Annotated in this window: 24 protein-coding genes, 3 tRNA genes and 1 pseudogene; 19 read left to right on the top strand and 9 right to left on the bottom strand. The window is 49.9% G+C overall.

Annotated features, from left to right (window positions below):
* Nucleotides 1-37 precede the first annotated feature (37 nt).
* Nucleotides 38-1,384 carry a PTS sugar transporter subunit IIC gene (locus LVQ76_RS06300; RefSeq protein WP_064513892.1) on the top strand — a complete coding sequence of 449 codons (1,347 nt, stop codon included), beginning with the start codon at nt 38-40 and terminating at the stop codon, nt 1,382-1,384.
* 45 nt (nt 1,385-1,429) lie between these two features.
* On the opposite strand, the gene fhuF is transcribed toward LVQ76_RS06300, so the two are convergent.
* Both fhuF and LVQ76_RS06290 read right to left on the bottom strand, forming a co-directional pair.
* A complete protein-coding gene (fhuF, locus tag LVQ76_RS06295) occupies nt 1,430-2,218 on the bottom strand; it encodes a siderophore-iron reductase FhuF (RefSeq protein WP_232921232.1) in 789 nt (262 codons plus the stop codon).
* Nucleotides 2,219-2,316: 98 nt separating this feature from the next.
* Entirely contained in the window at nt 2,317-3,402 is a 1,086-nt protein-coding gene (locus tag LVQ76_RS06290; protein WP_232864643.1) for a GGDEF domain-containing protein, read from the bottom strand.
* 270 nt (nt 3,403-3,672) lie between these two features.
* Here LVQ76_RS06290 and LVQ76_RS06285 point away from each other — a divergent pair, with 270 nt between their 5' ends.
* A complete protein-coding gene (locus LVQ76_RS06285) occupies nt 3,673-3,912 on the top strand; it encodes a DUF1435 domain-containing protein (RefSeq protein ID WP_151993283.1) in 240 nt (79 codons plus the stop codon).
* Between the two features lie 50 nt (nt 3,913-3,962).
* Here LVQ76_RS06285 and LVQ76_RS06280 read toward each other — a convergent pair.
* The 4 genes from LVQ76_RS06280 to rsmC form a co-directional block, all read right to left on the bottom strand.
* Nucleotides 3,963-4,049 (bottom strand) — tRNA-Leu (locus LVQ76_RS06280).
* 32 nt (nt 4,050-4,081) lie between these two features.
* Nucleotides 4,082-4,168: transfer RNA gene (locus LVQ76_RS06275), tRNA-Leu, on the bottom strand.
* A gap of 29 nt (nt 4,169-4,197) precedes the next feature.
* Nucleotides 4,198-4,284 (bottom strand) — tRNA-Leu (locus LVQ76_RS06270).
* 120 nt (nt 4,285-4,404) lie between these two features.
* A complete protein-coding gene (rsmC, locus tag LVQ76_RS06265) occupies nt 4,405-5,436 on the bottom strand; it encodes a 16S rRNA (guanine(1207)-N(2))-methyltransferase RsmC (protein ID WP_232864642.1) in 1,032 nt (343 codons plus the stop codon).
* Between the two features lie 107 nt (nt 5,437-5,543).
* Here rsmC and LVQ76_RS06260 point away from each other — a divergent pair, with 107 nt between their 5' ends.
* From LVQ76_RS06260 to yjjJ, 14 genes and pseudogenes are all read left to right on the top strand, one after another.
* The gene (locus LVQ76_RS06260) at nt 5,544-5,966 is read left to right on the top strand and encodes a DNA polymerase III subunit psi (RefSeq protein WP_233337906.1); all 423 of its coding nucleotides are present in this window, start codon (nt 5,544-5,546) and stop codon (nt 5,964-5,966) included.
* A complete protein-coding gene (gene rimI / locus LVQ76_RS06255) occupies nt 5,935-6,378 on the top strand; it encodes a ribosomal protein S18-alanine N-acetyltransferase (protein WP_120064756.1) in 444 nt (147 codons plus the stop codon). The genes LVQ76_RS06260 and rimI overlap by 32 nt, the downstream gene beginning before the upstream one ends.
* Before the next feature lie 18 nt (nt 6,379-6,396).
* On the top strand, nt 6,397-7,071 hold the full coding sequence (gene yjjG, locus LVQ76_RS06250; RefSeq protein WP_232921231.1) for a pyrimidine 5'-nucleotidase: 675 nt from the start codon (nt 6,397-6,399) through the stop codon (nt 7,069-7,071).
* Between the two features lie 111 nt (nt 7,072-7,182).
* Nucleotides 7,183-8,772: a peptide chain release factor 3 gene (prfC, locus tag LVQ76_RS06245; protein ID WP_232921230.1), complete on the top strand. Its 1,590-nt coding sequence runs from the start codon at nt 7,183-7,185 to the stop codon at nt 8,770-8,772.
* 342 nt (nt 8,773-9,114) lie between these two features.
* Nucleotides 9,115-9,732, top strand: coding sequence for a molecular chaperone OsmY (gene osmY / locus LVQ76_RS06240; protein WP_151993071.1), 618 nt, complete (start codon nt 9,115-9,117; stop codon nt 9,730-9,732).
* A gap of 139 nt (nt 9,733-9,871) precedes the next feature.
* Entirely contained in the window at nt 9,872-10,033 is a 162-nt protein-coding gene (locus LVQ76_RS06235; protein WP_064513877.1) for a DUF1328 domain-containing protein, read from the top strand.
* A gap of 361 nt (nt 10,034-10,394) precedes the next feature.
* A complete protein-coding gene (locus tag LVQ76_RS06230) occupies nt 10,395-11,465 on the top strand; it encodes a patatin-like phospholipase family protein (protein WP_232904512.1) in 1,071 nt (356 codons plus the stop codon).
* A complete protein-coding gene (locus LVQ76_RS06225; protein ID WP_232921229.1) occupies nt 11,462-12,241 on the top strand; it encodes a TatD family hydrolase in 780 nt (259 codons plus the stop codon). The genes LVQ76_RS06230 and LVQ76_RS06225 overlap by 4 nt, the downstream gene beginning before the upstream one ends.
* A 166-nt stretch (nt 12,242-12,407) precedes the next feature.
* Nucleotides 12,408-13,685, top strand: a complete 1,278-nt coding sequence (locus LVQ76_RS06220) for a NupC/NupG family nucleoside CNT transporter (RefSeq protein WP_064513871.1) — start codon at nt 12,408-12,410, stop codon at nt 13,683-13,685.
* Between the two features lie 235 nt (nt 13,686-13,920).
* A complete protein-coding gene (gene deoC, locus LVQ76_RS06215) occupies nt 13,921-14,700 on the top strand; it encodes a deoxyribose-phosphate aldolase (protein WP_232921228.1) in 780 nt (259 codons plus the stop codon).
* A gap of 59 nt (nt 14,701-14,759) precedes the next feature.
* Nucleotides 14,760-16,079 (top strand): thymidine phosphorylase, encoded by a 1,320-nt coding sequence (gene deoA, locus LVQ76_RS06210; protein ID WP_232864636.1) that lies wholly within the window; start codon nt 14,760-14,762, stop codon nt 16,077-16,079.
* A gap of 73 nt (nt 16,080-16,152) precedes the next feature.
* Nucleotides 16,153-17,376 (top strand): phosphopentomutase, encoded by a 1,224-nt coding sequence (gene deoB, locus LVQ76_RS06205; RefSeq protein WP_232864635.1) that lies wholly within the window; start codon nt 16,153-16,155, stop codon nt 17,374-17,376.
* 193 nt (nt 17,377-17,569) lie between these two features.
* Complete coding sequence (deoD, locus tag LVQ76_RS06200; protein ID WP_034459469.1) at nt 17,570-18,289, top strand: purine-nucleoside phosphorylase; 720 nt, start codon at nt 17,570-17,572, stop codon at nt 18,287-18,289.
* Between the two features lie 139 nt (nt 18,290-18,428).
* Nucleotides 18,429-19,767: pseudogene (gene yjjJ, locus LVQ76_RS06195) on the top strand (type II toxin-antitoxin system HipA family toxin YjjJ).
* Here yjjJ and lplA read toward each other — a convergent pair.
* Both lplA and LVQ76_RS06185 read right to left on the bottom strand, forming a co-directional pair.
* On the bottom strand, nt 19,764-20,780 hold the full coding sequence (gene lplA, locus LVQ76_RS06190; RefSeq protein WP_232921227.1) for a lipoate--protein ligase: 1,017 nt from the start codon (nt 20,778-20,780) through the stop codon (nt 19,764-19,766). The pseudogene yjjJ and the gene lplA overlap by 4 nt on opposite strands.
* A 19-nt stretch (nt 20,781-20,799) precedes the next feature.
* A complete protein-coding gene (locus LVQ76_RS06185; protein ID WP_232864632.1) occupies nt 20,800-21,450 on the bottom strand; it encodes a YtjB family periplasmic protein in 651 nt (216 codons plus the stop codon).
* 107 nt (nt 21,451-21,557) lie between these two features.
* Between LVQ76_RS06185 and serB the strand changes: the two genes are divergently transcribed.
* The 3 genes from serB to nadR are packed head-to-tail and all read left to right on the top strand — an operon-like array spanning nt 21,558 to nt 25,195.
* Entirely contained in the window at nt 21,558-22,535 is a 978-nt protein-coding gene (gene serB, locus LVQ76_RS06180; protein WP_232864631.1) for a phosphoserine phosphatase, read from the top strand.
* A complete protein-coding gene (gene radA, locus LVQ76_RS06175) occupies nt 22,535-23,926 on the top strand; it encodes a DNA repair protein RadA (protein ID WP_232864630.1) in 1,392 nt (463 codons plus the stop codon). Before serB ends, radA begins: the two co-directional genes overlap by 1 nt.
* Before the next feature lie 36 nt (nt 23,927-23,962).
* Nucleotides 23,963-25,195 carry a multifunctional transcriptional regulator/nicotinamide-nucleotide adenylyltransferase/ribosylnicotinamide kinase NadR gene (gene nadR / locus LVQ76_RS06170; protein ID WP_232864629.1) on the top strand — a complete coding sequence of 411 codons (1,233 nt, stop codon included), beginning with the start codon at nt 23,963-23,965 and terminating at the stop codon, nt 25,193-25,195.
* Between the two features lie 44 nt (nt 25,196-25,239).
* Here nadR and ettA read toward each other — a convergent pair whose 3' ends face one another.
* Nucleotides 25,240-26,907: an energy-dependent translational throttle protein EttA gene (gene ettA, locus LVQ76_RS06165; protein WP_064513850.1), complete on the bottom strand. Its 1,668-nt coding sequence runs from the start codon at nt 26,905-26,907 to the stop codon at nt 25,240-25,242.
* Nucleotides 26,908-26,969: the final 62 nt, after the last annotated feature.

Below are 26,969 nucleotides of genomic sequence, written 5' to 3'. Positions count from 1 at the left end.
GCTACATTCGCGTTGATAGCCTGACTGGAGTTCCGATATGTCTACGAATCATGCAGCTTTTAATTTGATTTTCCGTTTTGTAGAAAACTACGTTAGTCCCGTTGCGGGACGAATCTCTTCACAGCGCCATGTTATGGCGATTCGTGATGGGTTTATCTCTGCGATGCCATTTATGATTGTCGGTTCGTTCTTGCTGGTGTTTGCATACCCTCCATTCTCGCCAACCACCACCTGGGGGTTTGCTCGCGCATGGCTGGATATGGCGAAACAGTTTGAAGGGCAAATTCTTACGCCGTTTGATATGACGATGGGCATTATGTCTATCTACATTTGTGCGGCTATTGCCTACAACCTCGGTAAGCACTATGTGAAGTCGCACGGCCTGGATCCATTCATGTGCGCAATGCTTTCACTCATGGCTTTTCTGCTGGTGGCGGCACCAAAAACTAAAGGCACGATGCCGGTAGACAGTATGGGAGGGACAGGGATTTTCACTGCAATCCTGGTGGCGATTTACTGTGTCGAAATGATGCGTTTCCTGAAAGCGCACAATATCGGAATCAAACTCCCGGACCAGGTTCCACCGATGATCAAAAACTCCTTTGATCTTCTTATCCCCGTTCTGGTTGTGGTGCTAACGCTCTACCCACTGAGCCTGTTCATTCAGTCTGAGTTTGGCATGTTGATTCCACAAGCCATTATGTCACTGTTCAAACCGCTGGTTTCTGCGGCGGACTCACTGCCTGCTATTTTGCTGGCGGTGCTGATTGGCCATCTGCTTTGGTTTGCAGGAATTCACGGCGCGGCCATTATTTCTGGCATGCTGCAAATGTTCTGGTTGACCAACCTAGGTATGAACCAGAGCGCGTTGGCACAAGGTGCGCCACTGCCACACATCTTTATGGAAGCGTTCTGGACGTTCTTTATCGTGATTGGTGGTTCGGGTGCAACCATGGGGCTGGTGATTTGCTATCTGCGTAGTAAATCAGCTCACCTGCGCTCTATTGGGCGACTAAGCGTGGTTCCAAGTTTCTTTAACATTAACGAACCGGTCATTTTCGGTACGCCAATTGTTATGAACCCAGTGTTCTTTATTCCGTTCCTGCTGGCACCAATGGTTAACGCCGTGCTGGCGTGGGGCGCAATGAAGATGGATTTGATTGGCCGTGTGATTTCAGTTGTGCCGTGGACTGCTCCTGCACCAATCGGTGCGGCTTGGGCTCTGGGCTGGGATTTCCGCGCGGCGATTCTGGTTATTCTGCTGGCTGTCGTTTCCGCCATCATCTACTTCCCGTTCTTCAAAGTGTACGAGAAGCAGTTGCTGGAACAAGAAGCGGAAGAAGCACAGAGATCATCTGGAGAAGAGAGCCAACAGGCTGCTTAACAGTAGAGCGATGAGTGCAATGAAACGGTGGGGAAACCCACCGTTTTACTTTAACGTGCAGTCACCGCAGCGTTGTACATCTGGCAGTTTATAGCGTTGGCAGCAGGTGCGACGTACTAGCAAACCTTCACGGAGAATGACGGTACGGTAGAGGGGATTATCCTGACCATCCTGCAGCTGTTTCTCAAAGAAACAGGCATGACGCAACTCGGCAATTGTCGATTCATTCAGCAACTCTCTGAGCTCGCCAAAAAACCAGTTCAGCAGATATCCCGTATTACTCCAGATGAGTTTTCCATTGATTTCACCACTTTTTTCCAGTGCCTCAACGACGGGCATTAACCCTTTAATAATCAGCTTTTCAAGGCGTTGGGTTAACGGCATTGTTGTTGCCATCTTATCTTCCTGGACGTCTAGCCAGAAAGTAGCAGCTCTGCCTGTTTCATGAAACTCAACATGGATGTGTTGCGGGTCGATATCCAGTGCACGAGGTTGGGTAATCAATGCCATGACCAGCGGTGGAACCAACAAACCAAGATACCATTGTGCCCATAGCGATTTTAGCGGCTTCCCTTCACGCGCAAGCTGCGGCTGGTTCCGGTAAATGTGGTCACTGTAGCAGGCGAGAAATGAAGTTAAGGCCGCAGGTTGTGCCCACTGATGCAGAGCCTGGCTGGTGTGAGGCACAGGTTCATTGAGTTTGATGATGTCGTTGAAGTACGGTCGATGCACAGCAAAATGCGCGCGTAGCTCATCTGCAAGCGGCGGTTGCGAGCTCGTAAATGGCGGCTGCCATGCAAAATCATTAATAAACTGTGAAGACTGAAACGACATCGGCAAACAGAACCACTAATACAAATGATAATGATTGCCAATCCTATCTATAGATAATGCCTTTAGCAAGGTTGTTTTGTGTTCAAGGTATTTAGCCGTTAAAGATGAGCGGGTTCTGTTGGTGTTTGAAGGAGAGTGTCGCTGACAAAGATGCTGTTACGGCCCTGTCGTTTGGCACGATAAAGTGCGCCGTCAGCTTTGCGCAATGCTTCTTCAATGTCGTGCTGCTCAAGTGCTGCAAGGCCGATGCTTATTGTAAGATGGGTCGCCACGCTTTTATTAAACATGTGCTGAATATTTAAATCATAAACGCGTTGGCGAATGCGCTCTGCTGTTTGCAGGGCTTGTTCAGCATCAACATCAACCAGTAAAACCATAAACTCTTCGCCACCATAACGCGTGACGACATCACGTGAACGAACAGCGTCACGAATGGCCGCAGAGACATGCGTCAGTGCCTTATCGCCCATGTTATGACCATAGTTATCGTTGTAGTCTTTAAAATGGTCGATATCCAGTAGCAGTATATAATGCTGGCCGCTGCTGACTGAGAGCAGAGTGTCAAAACGGTTCTGGAACCCACGGCGATTATTCAAACCGGTAAGCGGATCTAACATACTAAGATCGTTAAGGGTTTCTTTTTCTTCAAGCAGCTTATTCATCAAACGACGCGTAAAGTTATCATGACGCTGATGAATGATATGTTGAATAGTGATCCCCACGCCAGGCAGAACAATTGAATACAACAGGCGCGGCCAGTTGGCCCCTTGATCAAGCCAGAATATGATTAAGGTGGCAGGTAGGCAGGCGGCAATAAATGCTTGTATATTATTAATAAAAGAGATTGCGCCAATAAATAATATTGCCAACAAGGCAATAATTAAAAAAGAAACGTCTTTATTTGGCATTGCAGAGACTTTTATATAGATATGCCCCGCCCAGAGTAAGCCAATTATTAACGAAATGAAGTTAATGTTAATTAATTTCTTTTTATTTACTAGCTGCCAGAGTAGACAGGACAGGCTTACCACCAGCACCAGAACAATGGGTACTGTAATATGTTGCGTATTAGTTGCCGGGGATATCATGCTAAATCCCGCAGAAAACGCATTCAATAATAAAAATAAACGCAAAGAGAGTTGATGTTTCCCTTTGAGTAAAGTGGACCAATTTGTTGCTGTCATATCAAAAATAGTTCTTTCGACTCATGCCGACATTATGCTGGGAATGAAGTAGGAAAATATATCCGTAAAGTGATTACTTCATATATGTATTCGGTGTTAATCAGAGATTTAACATTCTGGGCCAATCTATCACCTTACTGAATATATGTCATCTGATGATACAGAAAGCTTAACATTTCTAATGTAAAACTGACGATACGCTATCGCTGACAAACGAGAAATAATATCATATGATATTGGTTATCATTACCAATTGATGAGATAGCGATGATGTTACAACGTCAGTTAGAAAGTGCATGGGGTGTGCTGGTGCCGGCAGGCATCGTCGCCGCGTTACTGTATCTAGATCTTTCTTTTAGTCAGTGGCGCGTCTTGATTGTATTAGGATTATTGGTGACCGCAGCCATGCTGTACCATAAACGGTTACGTCATTTTGTGCTGCTACCGTCATGCGTTGCATTTGCCAGTGGGCTTGCTTTGGTGATGATGAACATGGGAACAATGAAATAGCGAAATAAAACCGAGGGATAAAAGAGTACTGCTGGGAAGTTGATAAGAATTGGTGCGAAGAGAGGGACTTGAACCCTCACGCCCGTTAGAGCACTAACACCTGAAGCTAGCGCGTCTACCAATTCCGCCACCTTCGCAATTCAAAACTTATCTGATATCGCCTTCGCATTGGTGCGAAGAGAGGGACTTGAACCCTCACGTCCGTAAGAACACTAACACCTGAAGCTAGCGCGTCTACCAATTCCGCCACCTTCGCGCAGTGCGAACGATATCTTGCGTGGTTAATGGTGCGAAGAGAGGGACTTGAACCCTCACGTCCGTAAGAACACTAACACCTGAAGCTAGCGCGTCTACCAATTCCGCCACCTTCGCATACCCACAACACCGAAGTATTGTAACCACGGAGGCGCATTCTAGATGTTTTCTGCGCGTCGTCAACAGTTAATTTGGTGCCGCTTTTCTAATCGCTGGAAAAAGCGGCACTGTGTTGTATTAACGCTTCTTCACGCCACGCATCACAACTGAGCGGTAAACTTTGAAACGCCCTGTCTGAGCGATCACTTCGTGGTTACCAAAGGTTTCGTCCAGCACGTCCGGATAGGCCAGGAAGGCGTTCGCTACGATACGCAATTCACCGCCCATATTCAGATGGCGGACTGCGCCGCGAATCAGCTGGTGAGCTGCATCAAGGCTGGTTTGCAAACCATCATGGAACGGTGGGTTTGAGATAATCATGTCAAAACGACCATTCACTTCGGAATAGACGTTACTGGCGATGACTTCGCCTGCGATCTCGTTGGCTGCAAGCGTTGCGCGGCTTGCTGCAACGGCTGGAGCAGAAACATCACACAAAGTCAGACGGACTTTTGGAGAATGTTTAGCCAGGGTTACCGCCAGCACGCCAGCGCCACAACCTACATCCAGCACTTTACCTTTGGTGTGCGCAGTCAGCGTGGAAAGCAGCAATTTACTGCCGGTATCCAGGCCATCACGGCTGAACACGCCCGGCAGCGTTTTGATGGTCATATCATTGTGCTGATACTCATCCCACCAGGAATTCTCATCAAACTGTGGCTGTTTTTCCAGTTGACCGTGATAGAAGCCGCAACGACGCGCGCTGTCGATTTTATTCAGCGGGCAGAATTCGGCGAGCATTTGCTCGGCACTACGAACGCCGCTACGGTTCTCACCCACCACAAAAATGTCACTGCCAATCGGCATTAAAGACAAAATGTTCATCAGCTGGAACTGCGCTTCTGGCTTATTCTTCGGCCAGTAGTAAATCAGGGTGTTGCAATCGCCAAGGGTGCTGGCATCCGCCACCAGACTATATTGCGCATCTTCGCCCATTTGAGCGCTCAGAGCCTGCCAGTGGTGAAATTGTTGTGTGTGAACGCGACTTACCGCCGTTTCGAAACGGGCAGGCAGGTCGTCTTGTAAATCACCGGCAAACAGCACGCGGCTCTCGGTAAAATCATCGCTATGGCGCAGCAGCACTTCACTTGCCGGGGTTAACGCAGTCATCAAATTACTCCTGGGAAATCAGAACCGGGATTATAGAGCTTTAATGGCGCATATTCGATGAATTTGCTATATTTGCGCCCCAATTGGCACTCTCAATAGGTTTCGCTATGCCTCAAATACCTTTGCGACGTGACTGGTTGTTACAACAACTGGGCATTACTCAATGGGAGCTGCGACGCCCGGCTGCGTTACAGGGCGAAATTGCCGTCTCGCTGCATGAAAACGTCAAATTGCTGATGGTTGCCGAAGACCTTCCAGATTTAAGCGATCCGTTGGTTAACGATGTTTTGCGCAGTTTGAATCTGTGCGCACAGCAAGTGATGCAACTGACGCCTGAACGAGCCGCGATGCTGCCAACTGACAGCCGCTGTAATAGCTGGCGATTGGGTGTGAGTGAACAACTCCCCATTCCCGGTGCGCAGTTGGCGACTCCCGAATTAAACGAGCTTTATGAAAATGGCGCGGCACGACAAGCGCTGTGGCTGCAAATTTGCGAACATGAAAACGATTTCTTCCCTCACCACCAGTGACTTAAGCTCGGCATACGCCATTGAACTTCGCAGCCATGCTTTCCCATGGAGTGAAAAAACCTTCGCCAGTAACGAAGGTGAACGCTATTTGAATTTTCGTCTCGACGTAGACGGCAAAATGGCGGCGTTTGCGGTGACGCAAGTCGTGTTGGATGAAGCGACATTATTTAATATTGCGGTCGATCCTGATTTTCAACGTCAGGGATTGGGCCGCCAGTTGCTGGAGCATTTAATCAGCGAACTGGAAAAGCGTGATGTGTTTACCCTGTGGCTTGAAGTGCGCGCCTCGAATACGGCAGCGATCGCACTTTATGAAAGCCTGGGCTTTAACGAGGCGACGATTCGCCGTAACTACTACCCCACAAAAGAGGGTCGCGAAGACGCCATCATCATGGCGTTACCGTTAGGCTAATTTGAAAAAGGTGTGTTGATGAACTGGGACTGGATTTTATTTGATGCTGACGAAACGCTATTTACCTTTGACGCTTTCGGCGGCTTGCAGCGGATGTTTCTCGATTATAGCGTGACCTTTACCGCTGAAGATTTCCAGGATTACCAGGCGGTTAACAAACCTTTGTGGACCGATTACCAGAATGGAACCATTAGCGCGCTTCATTTACAGCATCAGCGTTTCCAGGGGTGGTCCGAAAGATTATCAGTGCCTGCGGGTGACCTTAATGCAGCATTTCTTAACGCTATGGCCGAAATTTGCGTGCCGCTGCCTGGTGCTGTTTCGCTGCTTAATGCGTTAAAAGATAAAGTGAAAATCGGTATTATCACCAACGGTTTTACTGCGTTGCAGCAAATTCGCCTGGAGCGTACCGGTCTGCGCGATTATTTCGATTTGCTGGTGATTTCTGAACAGGTCGGCGTCGCGAAACCCGATCGTAAGATTTTTGATTACACCTTTGAGCAAATGGGCCAGCCGCCACGCGACCGAGTAATGATGGTTGGTGACACTGCGGAATCAGATATTTTAGGCGGCATGAATGCAGGGATCGCGACCTGTTGGCTCAATGCTCACGCAAGAAGCTTGCCTGAAGGCATCACGCCAACCTGGGAAGTGGCCTCACTCAATGAACTGGAGCGATTGTTGTGTAATTAATGAATGCATCGACGCTGATTGTTAAACCTGACCTGATGGGTAAAATAGCCGCCAGGTAACGTTCATTTGCCGCGCAGTTACGACTGTGCGCAATTCACAGAAGATTTCATTATGACTTTGTCTCCTTTTTTGCAAGAAGTGGGGAAACGCCGCACTTTTGCGATCATTTCTCACCCGGATGCCGGTAAAACGACCATCACTGAAAAAGTGTTGCTGTTCGGACAGGCAATTCAGACCGCCGGTACTGTAAAAGGCCGTGGTTCCAGCCAGCATGCTAAATCTGACTGGATGGAGATGGAAAAGCAGCGTGGTATCTCAATTACCACATCTGTAATGCAATTCCCGTATCACGACTGCCTGGTTAACCTGCTCGATACCCCAGGGCACGAAGACTTCTCCGAAGATACTTATCGTACTCTGACCGCTGTTGACTGCTGTCTGATGGTTATCGACGCCGCGAAAGGTGTAGAAGATCGTACCCGTAAGTTGATGGAAGTTACCCGTCTACGCGATACGCCAATTCTCACCTTTATGAACAAACTCGACCGCGATATCCGCGATCCGATGGAAGTGATGGATGAAGTTGAACGTGAGCTGAAAATCGCCTGTTCGCCAATCACCTGGCCTATCGGTTGTGGCAAGCTGTTCAAAGGCGTTTACCACCTTTATAAAGACGAAACTTATCTTTATCAGACAGGTAAAGGCCATACCATTCAGGAAGTGCGCATCGTTAAAGGGCTGGATAACCCAGAGCTTGATGTTGCTGTCGGTGAAGACCTGGCAGCACAATTGCGTGATGAGCTGGAACTGGTTCAGGGTGCTTCCCATGAATTTGATCGTGAGCTGTTCCTTGAAGGTGAGCTGACACCAGTCTTCTTCGGTACTGCATTGGGCAACTTTGGTGTTGACCACATGCTCGATGGCCTGGTTGATTGGGCGCCAGCGCCAATGCCGCGTAAAACGGATTCCCGCGAAGTGAAAGCGGAAGAAGATAAGTTCACCGGCTTCGTATTTAAGATTCAGGCCAACATGGACCCGAAACACCGTGACCGCGTTGCCTTTATGCGTGTGGTTTCCGGCAAGTATGAAAAAGGCATGAAACTGCGCCAGGTTCGTACCGGTAAAGATGTGGTGATTTCTGATGCGTTGACCTTTATGGCGGGTGACCGTTCACACGTTGAAGAAGCGTATCCAGGCGATATTATCGGCCTGCATAACCACGGCACTATTCAGATTGGTGATACCTTTACTCAAGGCGAAATGATGAAGTTCACCGGTATCCCGAACTTCGCACCGGAACTGTTCCGTCGTATTCGTCTGCGTGATCCATTAAAGCAGAAGCAGTTGCTTAAAGGTCTGGTACAGCTTTCTGAAGAGGGTGCGGTACAGGTATTCCGTCCAATCGCGAACAACGATCTGATTGTTGGTGCGGTCGGTGTGCTGCAGTTCGACGTGGTTGTGGCGCGTCTGAAAAGCGAATACAACGTTGAGGCGATTTACGAGTCGGTCAACGTCTCAACGGCGCGTTGGGTAGAAAGCACGGACGTTAAGAAGTTTGAAGAATTCAAACGGAAAAACGAAATGCAGCTGGCGCTTGATGGTGGTGATAACCTTGCTTATATCGCTCCAACTATGGTCAACCTGAACCTGACGCAAGATCGCTACCCGGAAGTCACCTTCCGTAAAACCCGCGAGCACTAATCGTCTCTCAGGGCGCGGCAGCCGTCGCGTCCTGCTACTTTTCCCGTCTTATTAATCCCTTACGGATTGTTCTTAATTTCCTGCTTTTCCCTCATGTTCATCCCATTCCGCCATGCAATTCCGTGATTGTTGTCTATATTTAACAAACCAGTGACAAATTGGTTGGTTGAAAACGCCACGTAAATGAAGATTTCTGGCGAGTTCATTTGTACTCATTTTTCCTGGCGCTATTAAAAACTGAACGGAAAATTTTTGGGCTGTAAGCGTTAGCCCAATTTTTAAGGAAAGCCGTTACGTAAAGGCTTGTGCTCAAATAGTGAGCAAAACTATAGGAATTAATCGATGACTATGACTACGACTAAGATTTCTAAAACTCTGTTAGCTGTTGTTCTTGGCTCTGTGCTGGCAAGCGGTAGCGCTTTAGCAGAAGACAAGATGCTTAACAAAACCGAATCAACAGCGGACACAGCAGGCGAAAAAATCGATAGCTCCGTGAAAGACGTCGGTAATTTCATGGATGACAGTGCAATTACTGCGAAAGTAAAAGCTGCACTGGTCGATCACGACAGCATCAAAAGCACTGATATCTCAGTGAAAACGGACAAGAAAGTGGTAACGCTAAGTGGCTTTGTTGAAAGCCAGGCGCAGGCCGAACAGGCCGTCACTGTCGCAAAAGGCGTGGAAGGGGTTTCTTCCGTGAGCGATAAACTTCATGTGCGTAACGGGTCTGATAAATCTGTCAGCGGTTATGCAGGCGATACTGCGACCACTAGCGAAATTAAAGCTAAACTTTTAGCTGATGACATCGTCCCTTCACGTCACGTGAAAGTGGAAACCACTGAAGGTGTTGTACAGCTATCCGGTACCGTGGAATCGAATGCGCAGTCTGCTCGAGCCGAGAGTATCGCTAAAGCAGTTGATGGCGTGAAAAGCGTCAAAAACGACCTGAAAGTGAAGTAACAGGGCATATAGAAACTTTCTCCTTCGGTGTAATGCCGGGGGAGTAGGTCAGCAACATCGTTACTCAATATCGCCAATGAGTGTGTATCTGGCACTCATCCAGAAGCGATTCGGGTTCATTATGGTTAAGGAGAAGCTTATGTTTCGTTGGGGCATTATTTTTCTGGTCATTGCGTTGATTGCAGCAGCACTGGGTTTTGGTACTCTCGCGGGTACTGCAGCAGGTGCAGCAAAAATTGTCTTCGTGGTAGGTATTATTCTGTTCCTGGTTAGCCTGTTTATGGGTCGAAAACGCCCATAGCATACCCGTCATACTTCGAGCCGCAGGTGCGTTGACTGCACCCGTTCGCCCCAGTCACATAGTAATCTATGCTCCTGGGGACTTACGGCCTGGTCGCCTTCCTGCATCTCGAATTATTTGGGTATATAATCATTTTGAGACAGACCAGAGAGCCAGTCTAATTTAGACTGGCTCTCGCGTTTTTAAGCGACTATCAAATAACCAATATCTAATAATAATTATCCTTTAGATTTCGAGTTGCAGGTAGGCGGCCAGGGAGAGCATCCCCAGGAGCTTACTGAGGTAAGTGACAGGGGTGATTGAGCGCAGCCAACACCCCTGCGACTTGAAAGATGAAGGATAAAGAACCAAGGAAAGCAGGGTGGGACAAAGAATACCCGTAACGCTCGGCAATATTTCGCCGCTTGCGCTTCCAAAGTTTCGTCCCGGAAAACTCGCCATAGTTTGTGAAGGCGGCGGGCAGCGTGGGATATTCACAGCTGGCGTGCTGGACGAATTTATGCGCGCTAATTTCAACCCGTTTGACCTCTTCTTAGGCACTTCTGCCGGTGCGCAAAACCTTTCGGCTTACGTTTGTCACCAGCCGGGATACGCTCGAAGAGTCATTACTCGATTTACCACAACTCGCGAATTTTTTGATCCTCTGCGCTTTGTGCGTGGCGGGCATCTCATAGACCTCGATTGGCTCGTGGAATCCACTTCCACCAAAATCCCGCTTTCAATGACGACGGCCGAAAAGCTATTTGAATCTGGTAAGGAATTTTATATGTGCGCCTGTCGTAGTGACGACTACACGCCGGGATATTTTTCCCCGGACAGCGGCACATGGCTGAATCTTCTGAAAGCCTCAAGCGCGATTCCAGGTTTTTACCGTAGCGGGGTGGAGATTGACGGCATCGGTTACCAGGACGGTGGAATAAGCGATGCGGTTCCGGTGAGAGAAGCTGTACGCCTGGGGGCTGATACACTGGTGGTGATTCGCACCGTCCCTTCGCAAATGTATTACACACCTGAATGGTTTAAACGCATGGAGCGTTGGTTGGGTGACAGTAGCCTACAGCCCTTATTAAACCTGGTGCATCACCATGAAGCCAGCTATCGCGAGATTCAAAACTTCATTGAAAAGCCGCCAGGTAAACTGCGTATCTTCGAGATTTACCCGCCGAAACCATTGATGAGCTCTGCATTGGGCAGTCGATTACCTGCGCTAAATACCGACTATAAAACTGGACGTTTATGCGGGCGTTACTTTCTCGCAACCGTAGGGAAATGGCTGTCGGATAAGCCGCCAATAAAACGTCATCATCCGCGTATTGTGGTTCCGGGGCCGGTGGTCGTTCCACAGGCCGTGGTCACTGAGCCATTGTCTAAAGCGGTGATTGAAACACCAGAAGCTAACGACTCCTCTTTCAATAACGAAGATACGGCGTGACGATGACGTTTTACGATACCCATTGTCACTTCGACTTTCCGCCATTTAGCGATGATGAAGCCAACAGCATTGCCCTCGCCGTGCAAGCGGGCGTAACAAAAATCATTGTTCCGGCAATCGAGGCTGAGCGGTTTAGCACGGTGTTGGCGCTGGCAGACAACTATCCGGCGCTATATGCCGCGTTAGGTTTGCATCCGATAGTGATTCACAAGCATCAGGATGCGTCTTTGGCGTTGCTCGAACATCACCTGAAACAGCGGCCGGGAAAATTAGTGGCTATTGGTGAGATAGGACTCGATCTTTATATGGAAAATCCGCTTTTTGATAAACAAGAAGCGGTGCTGGATGCCCAGCTAAAACTGGCAAAATGTTATGATTTACCTGTCATTCTCCATTCCCGTCGTACGCACGACAAACTTGCCGCGCATTTGAAGCGTCATAATTTACCGCGCACTGGTGTGGTACATGGCTTCTCGGGGAGCCTGCAACAGGCCGAACGTTTTGTGGCGATGGGTTACAAAATTGGTGTGGGTGGAACGATTACTTACCCACGCGCCAGCAAAACGCGCGATGTAATGGCGCGCTTACCCCTTAGCGCGCTGGTGCTGGAAACGGATGCACCTGATATGCCGCTTAACGGCTGGCAGGGGCAACCGAATCGCCCGGAACGCATAGTTAATGTTTTTCAGACACTTTCTATGCTGCGTTCAGAATCTCCCGAAGTTATCGCGAATGCGATTATTAATAACTGCAATGAATTATTTGAAATGAAATAGTAAGTAACAAAATGTGACCCATCTCACTTAATAAGACAAACGTTTCCGTGGATGTCTATAAATACGTGATTGCCATTCCATTTACTGGCCTCCCTACCGTTATAATCCCGCCCGCTGTCGTTTTTTAGTTCGTTTTCCTTTTTCATTCAATACACAGGGATTCTGTATGCAACTACTCATGGGATTGATCGGCATGATCGTTCTGCTGCTGATCGCCGTTTTACTTTCCAGTAATCGCAAAGCAATTAATCTGCGTACTGTTTTAGGTGCATGGATTATTCAGGTCGGTATCGGGGCGCTAATCCTGTATGTTCCGGTCGGTCGCCAGGTTCTGCTCGCTATGTCCGAAGGGGTCGCTAACGTAATTGGTTACGGTAACGCCGGTATTTCCTTCCTGTTCGGTGGCTTAGTTTCAGACAAAATGTTCGAAGTCTTTGGCGGCGGTGGCTTTATTTTCGCACTGCGTGTTCTGCCAATTATCGTCTTCTTCTCCTCACTGATTGCTGTGCTGTACTACCTTGGCATTATGCAGTTTGTTATTCGTATTCTCGGCGGTGGTCTGCGTAAGATTCTGAAAACCTCTCGTACAGAATCTCTTTCTGCAACAGCAAACATCTTTGTTGGTCAGACTGAAGCTCCGCTGGTTGTTCGTCCTTATATCGCCACTATGACGCGTTCAGAACTGTTCGCTGTTATGTGTGGTGGTTTGGCTTCTGTTGCAGGTTCAGTACTGGCAGGTTACGCGCAAATGGGCGTGCCACTAGAGTACCTGATTGCCGCTTCATTCATGGCAGCCCCTGGCGGGTTACTGTTCGCCAAAATTATCTTGCCTGAGACAGAAACGCCAAACGATTCACCTGAACTGGACTCTTTGAAAAACGATCCAGACCGCCCGGCAAACGTGCTGGATGCGGCGGCATCAGGTGCAGCTTCTGGTATGCAACTGGCTTTGAACGTGGGTGCAATGCTGCTGGCGTTTGTTGCTTTGATAGCGCTGCTTAACGGCATGCTTTCTGGCATTGGTGGTTGGTTCAACTATCCGCAACTGTCTATGGAACTGATTCTCGGCTGGGTGTTCTCACCGCTGGCATGGGTTATCGGTGTACCGTGGAGTGAAGCTAACGTTGCTGGTTCCTTCATTGGCCAGAAGTTAATCATCAACGAATTTGTTGCTTACCTGAACTTCGGGGAATACCTGAAAGATGACGCCACCGTAGCGGCAGCAGGTCTGCAAGTTCTGTCAGATCACACCAAAGCAATTATCTCCTTTGCTCTGTGTGGTTTTGCTAACCTTTCTTCTATCGCTATCCTGATTGGTGGACTTGGGAGCATGGCTCCAAACCGTCGTCATGATATTGCACAGTTAGGTCTTAAGGCTGTAGCAGCAGGTACATTGTCAAACCTGATGAGTGCCACAATTGCTGGGGTCTTCCTGTCATTATAAAAAAGAGATGTTAAAATTATAACACCTCTGTGAAATCAATGGCTGGCGCTTGCGCCGGCCATTTTTTATATCTGGCGATGACTTTTCCGTTATCACTCGTTGTTAAATCACATATACTGTACAAATTATGTAATTTCATCGTGGCTTTTGTGAAGCTATCCGCAAAACCATCAGGGTTGTGAATGTTATAATTATAACATCGCAACTGATTCTATATCTTTTGTTGGAGAATGTTATGACCGATTTAACTGCAAGCAGCCTGCGCGCCCTGAAACTGATGGATCTGACCACTCTGAATGATGATGACACGAATGAAAAAGTGATCGCACTTTGTCATCAGGCAAAAACTTCAGTGGGCAACACCGCAGCTATTTGTATCTACCCGCGTTTCATCCCAATCGCGCGTAAAACTCTGAATGCTCAGGGCACTCCTGATATTCGTATCGCTACGGTGACCAACTTCCCACACGGCAACGACGACATCGAAATCGCGCTGGCTGAAACTCGTGCTGCTATCGCTTATGGCGCAGACGAAGTGGATGTGGTGTTCCCATACCGTGCGCTGATCGCCGGTAACGAACAAGTTGGTTTCGAACTGGTGAAAGCTTGTAAAGAAGCCTGTGCCGCGGCTAACGTTTTGCTGAAAGTCATCATCGAAACGGGTGAGCTGAAAGAAGAAGCGCTGATTCGTAAAGCTTCCGAAATCTCCATCAAAGCAGGCGCTGATTTCATCAAAACCTCTACTGGTAAAGTGCCAGTCAACGCAACACCTGAAAGCGCACGCATCATGATGGAAGTTATTCGTGATATGGGCGTTGAAAAAACTGTTGGTTTCAAACCAGCTGGTGGCGTGCGTACTGCTGAAGATGCAGCGCTGTTCCTGTCTATCGCTGATGATCTGTTTGGTTCTGACTGGGCTGATTCCCGTCACTACCGCTTTGGTGCTTCCAGCCTGCTCGCAAGCTTGTTAAAAGCGCTGGGTCATGGCGACGGTAAAAGCGCAAGCGCTTACTAATCTCTTCCTTTGCGGCGGGTTCCCCGCCGCATTTCACCTGATGCACTCAGGGGGTTACCTTGTTTCTCGCTCAAGAAATTATTCGTAAAAAACGTGATGGTCATGCTCTAAGTGATGAGGAGATTCGTTTCTTCATTAATGGTATTCGAGATAACACCATATCCGAAGGGCAGATTGCCGCACTGGCAATGACTATCTTCTTCCACGACATGACTATGCCTGAACGCGTATCACTGACCATGGCGATGCGAGATTCAGGAACCGTGTTGGACTGGAAGAGCCTTAACCTAAATGGCCCAATCGTTGATAAACATTCAACGGGCGGCGTGGGTGATGTGACGTCCTTAATGCTTGGCCCAATGGTGGCGGCATGCGGCGGTTATATCCCAATGATCTCTGGCCGCGGTTTAGGCCACACTGGCGGTACGCTCGATAAACTCGAAGCGATCCCAGGCTTTGATATTTTCCCGGACGATAACCGTTTCCGCGACATCATTAAAAATGTCGGCGTGGCGATTATCGGCCAGACAAACTCATTGGCTCCTGCTGACAAGCGTTTCTACGCGACGCGTGACATTACCGCGACCGTAGACTCTATCCCGCTGATCACCGCATCAATTCTTGCGAAGAAACTCGCAGAAGGCCTGGATGCGTTAGTGATGGATGTGAAAGTGGGCAGTGGCGCATTTATGCCTACTTATGAGCTTTCTGAATTACTGGCTGAAGCGATTGTTGGCGTGGCAAATGGCGCGGGCGTTAAAACCACTGCGCTACTCACCGACATGAACCAGGTGCTGGCATCCAGCGCGGGTAATGCTGTTGAAGTTCGTGAAGCGGTGCAGTTCCTTACTGGCGAATACGTCAATCCACGTCTGCATGAAGTGACCATGGCGCTGTGCGTGGAAATGTTACTTTCCGGCAACCTTGCGAAAGACGACGCTGAAGCGCGTGCCAAACTGCAAGCTGTGCTGGATAACGGTAAAGCGGCAGAAGTCTTCGGACGCATGGTCGCGGCTCAAAAAGGGCCGGCAGACTTCGTCGAAAACTACGCGAAATACCTGCCAACCGCGGTTCTGAGCAAACCTGTATTCGCAGACCGTGCTGGTTTCGTAAATCAGATGGACACTCGTGCATTAGGTATGGCGGTCGTTTCCATGGGCGGTGGTCGTCGCCAGGCTTCTGACACCATCGACTACAGCGTCGGCTTTACCGACATGGCTCGTCTGGGCGAGAGTGTAGATACCTCACGTCCACTGGCAGTGATTCATGCAGCAAGTGAAGCTCAATGGCAGGAAGCGGCACATGCTGTTAAAGCGGCAATTAAAGTTAACGAGACCGCACCGGCACAAACGCCAGATGTGTATCGCCGTATTAGCTAATTGCTGGCATACTGATCTGATCACTTTTTGAAACGCCTCCGGGCGTTTCAGGCGCAACGACGCAGGAGAAATTATGAAACGTGCATTTATTATGGTGCTGGACTCTTTCGGTATCGGCGCAACAGAAGATGCAGCAAAATTTGGCGATGTTGGCTCTGATACTTTCGGGCACATTGCAGAGGCTTGTGCCAAAGGCGAAGCAGACAAAGGTCGTCAAGGACCACTGAATTTGCCAAACCTGACCCGCCTGGGTCTGGTAAAAGCCGCCGAAGGCTCTACCGGCAAAATCCCAGCAGGTATGGACGGTAATGCAGAAGTTATCGGCGCATATGGCTGGGCGCATGAACTGTCATCAGGTAAAGACACTCCGTCTGGTCACTGGGAAATCGCTGGTGTTCCTGTGTTATTCGACTGGGGTTACTTCTCCGATACGCAAAACAGCTTCCCACAAGAGTTACTGGATAAACTGGTTGAGCGTGCAAACCTGCCAGGTTACCTCGGTAATTGCCACTCTTCCGGTACTGTGATTTTGGATGAGCTGGGCGAAGAGCATATGAAAACCGGCAAGCCGATTTTCTATACCTCTGCTGACTCCGTGTTCCAGATTGCTTGCCACGAAGAAACTTACGGCCTGGACAAACTCTATGAGCTGTGCGAAATCGCACGTGAAGAGTTGACCGAAGGTGGCTACAACATTGGCCGTGTTATCGCGCGTCCGTTTGTTGGCGATAAAGCGGGTAACTTCCAGCGTACTGGTAACCGCCATGACCTGGCTGTTGAGCCACCAGCACCAACCGTGTTGAAAAAACTGGTTGATGAGAAAAATGGCCAGGTGGTTTCCGTGGGCAAAATTGCGGATATCTACGCTGAAGTCGGTATCACCAAAAAAGTGAAAGCGACGGGCCTGGATGCGCTGTTTGATGCCACCATCAAAGAGATGAAAGAAGCGGGTGATGACACTATCGTGTTCACTAACTTCGTTGATTTTGACTCATCTTACGGCCACCGCCGCGACGTTGCGGGTTATGCCGCAGCACTGGAACTGTTTGACCGCCGTCTGCCTGAATTGATGGAACTGCTGAAAGAGGATGACATTCTGATCCTCACCGCTGACCACGGTTGTGACCCAACCTGGCAAGGCACAGACCATACTCGTGAACACATTCCGGTATTGGTCTACGGCCCGAAAGTGAAAGCTGGCTCTCTGGGCCACCGTGAAACCTTCGCGGACATCGGCCAGACCGTTGCTAGCTATTTCGGTACATCCCCGATGGACTACGGTAAGAACATGCTGTGATACCCGTCATTCTTCGAGCCGCAGGGGTGTTGGCTGCAAAAGCTCACCCCAGTCACTTACTCAAGTAAGCTCCTGGGGATTCGCTTTCTTGCCGCCTACCTGCGACTCGAATTATTTAAGGTATATGGATTACAGATTTGGGTGAGATGTTTTATCCGCCCAGACGTTTACCTCTTAAAACAAGGATATAGATATGGCAACTCCACACATTAATGCAGAGATGGGTGATTTCGCTGACGTAGTACTGATGCCTGGCGACCCGCTGCGTGCAAAACACATTGCAGAAACTTTCCTTGAAGATGTTCGTGAAGTGAACAACGTGCGTGGCATGTTGGGCTTCACCGGTACATATAAAGGTCGCAAAATCTCCGTAATGGGTCACGGTATGGGCATCCCGTCCTGCTCCATCTACACCAAAGAGCTGATCACTGATTTCGGCGTGAAGAAAATCATTCGTGTGGGTTCTTGCGGCGCGGTTCGTGCGGATGTGAAACTGCGTGACGTGGTTATCGGCATGGGTGCTTGCACCGACTCTAAAGTTAACCGTCTGCGTTTCAAAGACCACGACTTCGCAGCTATCGCTGACTTCGATATGGTTCGCAATGCTGTTGATGCAGCTAAAGCGCTGGGCGTAGACGCTCGCGTAGGCAATATCTTCTCCGCAGACCTGTTCTACACGCCAGATCCAACCATGTTTGACGTAATGGAAAAATACGGCATCCTGGGTGTGGAAATGGAAGCGGCAGGTATCTACGGCGTGGCAGCAGAGTTCGGTGCTAAAGCACTGACTATCTGTACTGTATCTGACCATATCCGTACTCACGAGCAGACTACTGCCGAAGAGCGCCAGACCACCTTTAACGACATGATCAAGATTGCTCTTGAATCTGTGTTACTGGGCGACAAAGAGTAAGATTTTAAAGGGTGCTTCGGCACCCTTTATCCTTCGAAGTATCTATTCACTTAAACTCCCTCATTCTGCTCACCTGCTTTACCTTTCAACTATATAGCGCTATAAATCTATTCAAGTATCTATTCACGAATCTATTCACATGAGCACTTTGACTGATTTATTACTCCATGGGCCACAAACTGCAAACTCCTTGCGGCAGCGTTTGGGTGTCAGCCAGGCGACGTTTTCACGTCTTGTAAATGCTCAGAGCAATGTGATTAAAGCGGGTGCCGCCAGAGCGACTCGCTACGCCCTGAGCCGCCCTGAGCCGCCCTGTTCGTCAGATTCACCAGTTCCCGTTGTGGCAAATTGATGATTTCGGGCAGGCATGGCGCTTTGGTGAGTTGTATCCCATTTGGCCGCAGGGCAGTTGTCTGGTCATTCTGAATAATGGTGTTGCGCAGTGGTTTGACGGGATCCCATGGTATTTGACCGACCTTCGCCCACAGGGTTTTTTGGGAAGAACGTGGGGGCGCAAATTAGCGCAGCAAGCGGGGCTACCGGAAGATATCCGCTTATGGCAGGAGGAAGATGTTCTACTGGCGCTATCACAGCAGGTAGCGGAAAACCTGGGTGGCTGGTTAGTCGGCGAGGAAAGCTATCGGCGCTGGTTTGATACGCCTTTGCCTCCGGTGATTGCGGATGCTGATAAATTATCGGTTTATAGCGAACTGGCGAGTAGCGCACTGGCGGGCGATATCGTTGGGTCGTCAGCGGGTGGCGAACAGCCTAAATTTACCTGTTATGCACAAACTACGACCGGGCCGGCGCATGTCATCGTTAAATTTACCCCGTTGCTACAAAACGAGAATAGCCAGCGCTGGTCTGATTTGCTTTATGCGGAAGCTTTAGCGCTTAACACTCTGGCTCAGGCCGGTATCCCCGCCTCGACGGCAAAAGTTCTGACCAATACGCAAAGCCAAACATTCCTTGAAGTCATTCGTTTTGACTGCATTGGTGAGCAGGGCCGCAGAGGAATTGTCTCACTTGAAGCCGTACAGAGTGAGTTTGCCAGCGGGGCACAGCATTGGCCCGTCACGATGGAAAAATTACTCGTCCAAAAGTCGGTTGAACCTGCAACTTTGCGCCTGACGCAACGCCTCTGGGCATTTGGTCGGTTGATAGCCAACAGCGATATGCACGCAGGGAATCTTTCGTTCTATCTGTCTGATATGCCACTGCGGCTGGCTCCTGTCTACGACATGCTACCCATGGCTTTTGCCCCGAACAGCGTCGGGAATATGCGCAGAGAACCGGTCAAACCGCAGATTGATCCCGTTGTGCCGCGCGAGGTGTGGTTGGAAATGCTGCCCTATGCTCGCCAGTTCTGGCTTGATGCAAGCCAGAATCAAGGGATTAGCGAAAGTTTCCAGGAGTTGAGTTGTGTGATGGCTTCAGAGCTGGATGCGGTTGAAGCCAACGTTAAACGCCTTGCCTAACGCACCGTCTGTGCAATCCATGCACTTAATTCACGTAGTTCCATTTCCTGCTCGGGGAAATCAGCAATCAGTGTTTCACACTGTTGCTGCAACAAATCGCTACGATACAGACAACCCTGCAAGCGTGCCGCCAGAGCTTCCAGCGGGGCAGGATTCAGGCTATCGGTGAAGATTTGCGTGCGTGTGATATGTCCTTTCTCAACATCGAAATGCAGCTCAACGCCACCCCAGATAAAACGCTGATCCAGCAAATGACTGAACGCTGGAGCCTGGCCGAAGTTCCATTCCCAACTGCTTTGGCGGGCAAAGGTTTCCGCAAATCCGGGTAGGTCGGGCAGGGCATCAGGCGAGATATGTTCCGCTTCAACGCGCTCGCCGTACCAGGCAAAGAATGATTCGCACACAGCATCGCATATTTGCTCATGGGTTAAGCCAGGTAGCAGGTCGCTGAGGTTTGCCACGCGTCCACGCACAGACGTTATCCCTTTGGCTTTCAGCTTTTTCTCATCTGGATTGAGGTAGTTAGCCAGGCGGCTTAAATCTGCGTTGAGCAGCAGTGTGCCATGATGGAAGCCGCGATCCATGGTTTCTTTATACGCGGAACCTGAAACTTTGCGTGGCCCTTCAGCAGTGGCAACTTCCAGATCGTTGCGCCCGGAAGCAGTCGCGCTAATTCCCAGTGAATCGAGTGCATTAACCACAATAGCGGTAGATACACTTTTGTCGTATTCCGGTTTTCCAGCCATGAAGGTGAAACAGGTATTGCCCAGATCGTGGAACACCGCGCCACCGCCGCTGCTGCGTCTCGCCAGCCGCACGTTGTCTTCTTCCATTCGACGGGTATTGCACTCTTTCCAGGGGTTTTGCGCCCGGCCAATAACTACGGTATCTGCGTTACGCCATAAAAAGAGCACGCGCTGAGTTGCAGGCATCTGGCGGAAAATACACTCTTCTACGGCCAGGTTGAACCAGGGATCGTAAGAGTCAGAAATCAGTAGTCGTAAGGTCGTCATCGTAGAAATCCTTTCTTATTTATAGCTTATTGTCAGCCTGTTCTTCCTCATCTTCTTTCACTTCGGTATTCGCAGTGAGAAGGAAAGGAGACTGCTGCCAGCGGGTGCGTTTGCCCTGCAAAAGAGTACGCGTCAGCACAATGCCAATTGCCAGCGCCAGCAACATCATCAGGCGCAAAATATTGGTGGTGTTATCCACCTGTTTGGCTTCGGTAGCGAGCGTGTGGGTATCAAGTGTGATTCGCAGATAGCCAACCGTCCCGTCTTTATCTTCAATCGGCTGAACAATTTGCTGATTGAAATAACTGCCTGCTTTTTTGCCATCCAGCGCCAGCCTGTCACGCACGCCAATTCCTTCACCTGCTCGCGCGATTTGGCCGCCGCTATCGTCATAAACGCCCGCATCAAGAATACGACTATCCTGGGTCAGTAACTTGAGGGCGGCTGAAATCTTTTTCTCATCAGGGTTTTCGGATTTCATCAGTGGCGCCAGGTTGTAACTCACCTGACGCGCCAGCGTTTTGGCCAGCTCTTCAAGCTGCACATTGCGGGCTTGTTGATGCCCCTGGCTAAACCATGATGCTCCCTGCATCAGCGCGACTAAAAGTGCGAGGCAGATAAGCACAATCACTGCACGATGCAGCCTGAATTTCATTTTTGCCCGAGCCATAATGCACCTTAGGAAAATTGCGTACTTTAATGTTGCCAGAAGCAACGTTCACAAGGTAGCCTCATGCGATCTTTTACTCTGGCCTTTATCTTTTTTCTGGAGCTGTGATGCCAAATAGTCTGACCTGGTGCGACCTGCCGACCGATGTCTCCCTCTGGCCTGGGTTGCCACTATCGCTAAGTGGTGATGAAGTTATGCCACTCGATTACCGTGCTGGCCGCAGCGGCTGGCTTCTGTATGGTCGGAATCTGGATAAAGAGTGCCTGAATCGCTATCAACGAAAGCTAGGCGCGGCGATGGTTATCGTCACCGCGTGGTGTGTTGAAGACTATCAGGTTATTCGCCTGGCGGGTTCATTAACGCCGCGAGCTACCAAACTTGCCCACGATGCTGGGCTGGATGTCGCGCCGCTGGGTAAAATCCCACACTTGCGCACGCCAGGTCTGCTGGTGATGGACATGGATTCCACCGCCATCCAAATCGAATGTATCGATGAAATCGCTAAACTGGCGGGCACCGGTGAAATGGTAGCGGAAGTGACCGAGCGCGCGATGCGTGGCGAGCTGGACTTCGCGGCAAGCCTGAAGCAACGCGTTGCGACCCTTAAAGGGGCAAATGCATCTATTTTGCGCCAGGTGCGTGATGAACTGCCGCTGATGCCAGGGCTGACTTCTCTGGTGCTTAAGCTCGAATCGCTAGGCTGGAAAGTGGCTATCGCTTCCGGTGGCTTCACCTTCTTTGCAGAGTATCTGCGCGATAAACTGCATTTACATGCGGTTGTGGCAAATGAGCTGGAAATTTGCGACGGCAAACTGACCGGTGAAGTCATTGGTCAAATTGTTGATGCCCAATTCAAAGCAGATACGCTCAAGCGCCTTGCGGATAAATATGAAATCCCTGTCGCGCAAACTGTGGCAATTGGTGATGGCGCGAATGATTTACCGATGATTCTGTCTGCCGGGCTGGGTATCGCTTATCACGCGAAACCTAAGGTTAATGAGAAAACAGAAATCACCATCCGTCATGCTGATTTGATGGGTGTATTCTGTATTCTTTCAGGCAGTCTTATTCAGGAAGAACGCTAATGGCGAAAGCGCCGAAACGTGCATTTGTCTGCAACGAATGTGGTGCAGATTATCCTCGCTGGCAAGGGCAATGTAGCGCCTGTCAGGCGTGGAACACTATCACTGAGGTGCGCATTGCCGCCTCGCCGACAGTTGCGCGTAACGAGCGTTTGTCTGGTTATGCCGGCAGTGCGGGCGTCAGCAAAGTACAAAAACTCTCTGATATCAGCCTCGAAGAGTTGCCGCGTTTTTCCACTGGTTTTAAAGAGTTCGACCGCGTACTGGGCGGCGGCGTTGTGCCGGGTAGCGCCATTCTGATTGGCGGTAACCCAGGAGCGGGTAAGTCCACGCTGCTGCTGCAAACACTGTGCAAACTCAGCGAACAGATGAAAACTCTGTATGTCACGGGTGAAGAGTCGCTGCAACAAGTGGCGATGCGCGCACACCGCTTAGGTTTGCCGACTAACAACCTGAATATGCTTTCGGAAACCGGCATCGAGCAAATTTGCATGATTGCCGAAGAAGAAGCGCCGAAGCTGATGGTAATCGACTCCATTCAGGTGATGCACATGGCCGACGTACAATCGTCGCCGGGCAGCGTGGCGCAGGTGCGTGAGTCTGCCGCTTACCTGACGCGCTTTGCCAAAACGCGCGGTGTGGCAATTATCATGGTCGGCCACGTCACCAAAGACGGTTCACTTGCCGGGCCAAAAGTTCTCGAACACTGTATCGACTGCTCGGTGATGCTTGATGGCGATGCCGATTCCCGTTTCCGCACCTTGCGCAGCCATAAAAACCGCTTTGGCGCGGTGAACGAGCTGGGTGTGTTTGCCATGACGGAACAGGGTTTACGTGAAGTGAGTAACCCTTCAGCTATCTTCCTGAGCCGTGGTGATGAAGTGACTCCCGGTAGTTCTGTGATGGTGGTGTGGGAAGGGACGCGTCCGCTGCTGGTAGAGATTCAGGCGCTGGTGGATCAGTCTATGATGTCCAACCCACGCAGGGTTGCTGTTGGTCTTGAGCAAAACCGTCTGGCGATTTTGTTGGCCGTTTTGCACCGCCACGGTGGCCTGCAAATGGCCGATCAGGATGTATTTGTGAACGTGGTTGGCGGTGTGAAAGTCACCGAAACCAGTGCTGACCTCGCGCTTTTACTGGCGATGGTTTCAAGTCTGCGCAACCGGGCTCTGCCACAAGATTTAGTGGTGTTTGGTGAAGTCGGGCTGGCAGGTGAAATTCGCCCGGTGCCAAGCGGGCAGGAGCGTATTTCTGAAGCCGCAAAACACGGTTTTAAACGTGCGATTGTACCGCAGGCCAATGTGCCGAAAAAATTACCGGAAGGGATGCAGGTCTTCGGGGTGAAAAAACTTGCTGATGCGCTGTCAGTGTTTGACGACTTACAAGACTTATAATTGTATATTCGCCCAATTTTGCAGGAGGCAGGCAGCATGTCGTCATTTGAGTATTTAAAAACCGCAATTCGCCAGCAGAACGTTACGCTGCAGCAAGTTGCGGAATCCTGCGGTATGACCAAGGGCTATCTGAGCCAGCTACTTAACGCCAAAATCAAAAGCCCAAGCGCTCAAAAACTTGAAGCCCTGCACCGTTTCCTCGGCCTGGAGTTTCCCCGCCGTGAGAAAAAGGTCGGTGTTGTATTTGGGAAGTTTTATCCACTGCATACCGGCCATATCTACTTGATTCAACGCGCCGCAAGCCAGGTTGATGAGTTACATATCATCATGGGCTATGACGAAACCCGCGATCGTCTTCTGTTTGAAGACAGTGCCATGTCGCAACAGCCGACAACCGGCGACCGTCTGCGTTGGTTGCTTCAGACCTTTAAGTACCAGAAAAATATCCGCATTCATTCGTTTAACGAAGAAGGGATGGAGCCGTATCCACACGGTTGGGATGTCTGGAGCCGTGGTATCAAAGCTTTCATGGAAAGCAAAGGCATTAATCCTGACTGTATCTACACCTCTGAAGAGAATGATGCGCCACGGTTTAACGAACAGCTCGGTATTGAAACGGTGCTGATAGACCCGAAGCGCACATTTATGAATATCAGCGGTGGGCAGATCCGTGAAAACCCGTTCCGCTACTGGGAATACATTCCAACTGAAGTGAAACCGTTCTTTGTCCGAACCGTTGCGATTCTGGGCGGTGAGTCGAGCGGTAAGTCGTGGATGGTGAATAAGCTCGCTAATATTTTCAACACGACCAGCGCCTGGGAATACGGGCGTGACTATGTCTTTTCCCATCTGGGTGGCGATGAGATGGCATTGCAATATTCTGACTACGATAAAATTGCGATCGGCCATGCGCAGTACGTTGATTTTGCAGTTAAATACGCCAATAAAGTCGCTTTTATCGATACTGACTTTGTTACCACTCAGGCATTCTGCAAAAAATATGAAGGGCGTGAGCACCCTTTTGTGCAGGCGCTGATTGATGAGTACCGCTTTGATCTGGTGATTTTGCTGGAAAACAACACGCCGTGGGTAGCCGATGGCTTGCGTAGCCTGGGCAGTGATACCGACAGGAAATCGTTCCAGAATCTTTTGGTGTCGATGCTTGATGAGAACAACATCAGCTACGTTCATGTAGAAGAACCTGACTACGATTCTCGCTTCTTGCGCTGTGTTGATTTGGTGAAGAACATGATTGGCGAGCGGGGATAATCGGGCTTGTCAAAAAAGGGGGCGCAGTAAGCGCCCCGTTTTTATTACTTAGTTACGCGCTTGTACTTAATACGCTTAGGTTCCAGCGCATCCGCACCCAAGGTGCGTTTCTTGTACTCTTCGTACTCAGTAAAGTTGCCTTCAAAGAACTCCACTTTGCCTTCATCCTGGTAATCCAGAATGTGCGTGGCGATACGGTCAAGGAACCAACGGTCGTGCGAGATAACCATGGCACAGCCTGGGAATTCCAGCAGGGCGTTTTCTAACGCGCGCAGGGTTTCGATATCCAGGTCGTTGGTTGGTTCATCGAGCAGCAGTACGTTGCCGCCAACTTGCAGTAATTTTGCAAGGTGCAGACGACCACGCTCACCACCGGACAACTCACCGACACGTTTACCCTGGTCGACGCCTTTGAAGTTAAAGCGACCAACGTACGCACGGCTTGGCATTTCGGTGTTACCGACGCGCATGATGTCCTGGCCGCCGGAAACTTCTTCCCACACGGTTTTGCTGTTGTCCATTGCGTCACGGAACTGATCGACAGACGCCAGTTTGACGGTTTCACCCAGTTCAATGGTGCCACTATCTGGCTGTTCCTGGCCGGACATCATACGGAACAGGGTAGATTTACCCGCGCCGTTAGGACCGATGATCCCGACAATTGCACCTTTCGGTACAGAGAATGTCAGGTCTTCAATCAGCAGGCGGTCGCCGTAGGATTTACGCAGATTGGTAACCTCAACGACTTTATCGCCCAGACGTGCGCCTGGTGGAATAAACAGTTCGTTGGTTTCGTTACGTTTTTGGTATTCAGTGTTGTTAAGCTCTTCAAAGCGAGCCAGACGCGCCTTGCCTTTAGACTGGCGGCCTTTCGCACCCTGACGTACCCACTCCAGCTCTTTCTCGATGGATTTACGGCGAGCCGCTTCCGAAGAGGCTTCCTGAGCCAGACGTTCGTCTTTCTGCTCAAGCCAGGAGGAGTAGTTACCTTCCCACGGAATACCTTCACCGCGGTCAAGTTCCAGAATCCAGCCTGCAACGTTATCGAGGAAGTAACGGTCGTGGGTAATAGCCACAACGGTGCCTTCGAAGTCGTGCAGGAAGCGCTCGAGCCACGCCACGGATTCAGCATCCAGGTGGTTCGTTGGTTCGTCGAGCAGCAGCATGTCTGGCTTTTCGAGCAGCAGGCGGCAAAGTGCTACACGGCGACGTTCACCACCGGACAGGTTAGCAATTTTCGCATCCCAATCTGGCAGACGCAGCGCATCAGCAGCACGTTCCAGTTGCACGTTCAGGTTGTGACCGTCGTGTGCCTGAATGATTTCTTCAAACTTACCTTGTTGGGCAGCCAGCTTGTCGAAATCGGCGTCCGGCTCAGCGTATTTGGCATACACTTCGTCGAGGCCTTTCAGGGCATTAACGACTTCAGCTACGGCTTCTTCAACCGATTCACGGACGGTATGTTCAAGGTTGAGTTGCGGTTCTTGCGGCAAATAGCCGATTTTTAGTCCAGGTTGTGGGCGCGCTTCGCCTTCGATGTCGGTATCAATGCCGGCCATAATGCGCAGCAGCGTGGATTTACCGGAACCGTTCAGACCCAGTACGCCAATCTTGGCGCCAGGGAAGAAACTGAGAGAGATATTTTTCAGGATATGACGTTTCGGCGGAACAACTTTGCCGACTCGATGCATGGTATAAACGAATTGAGCCACAGTGCGACTTCGCCTCTTTTTCGTGATTTAAGATGGTTCGTATCAAAGGCGAAGTGTAGCCG

Source organism: Buttiauxella cochleicola (assembly GCF_021283185.1).
Classification (GTDB): domain Bacteria; phylum Pseudomonadota; class Gammaproteobacteria; order Enterobacterales; family Enterobacteriaceae; genus Buttiauxella; species Buttiauxella massiliensis.
This window is presented reverse-complemented; position numbering and strand designations above follow the sequence as displayed.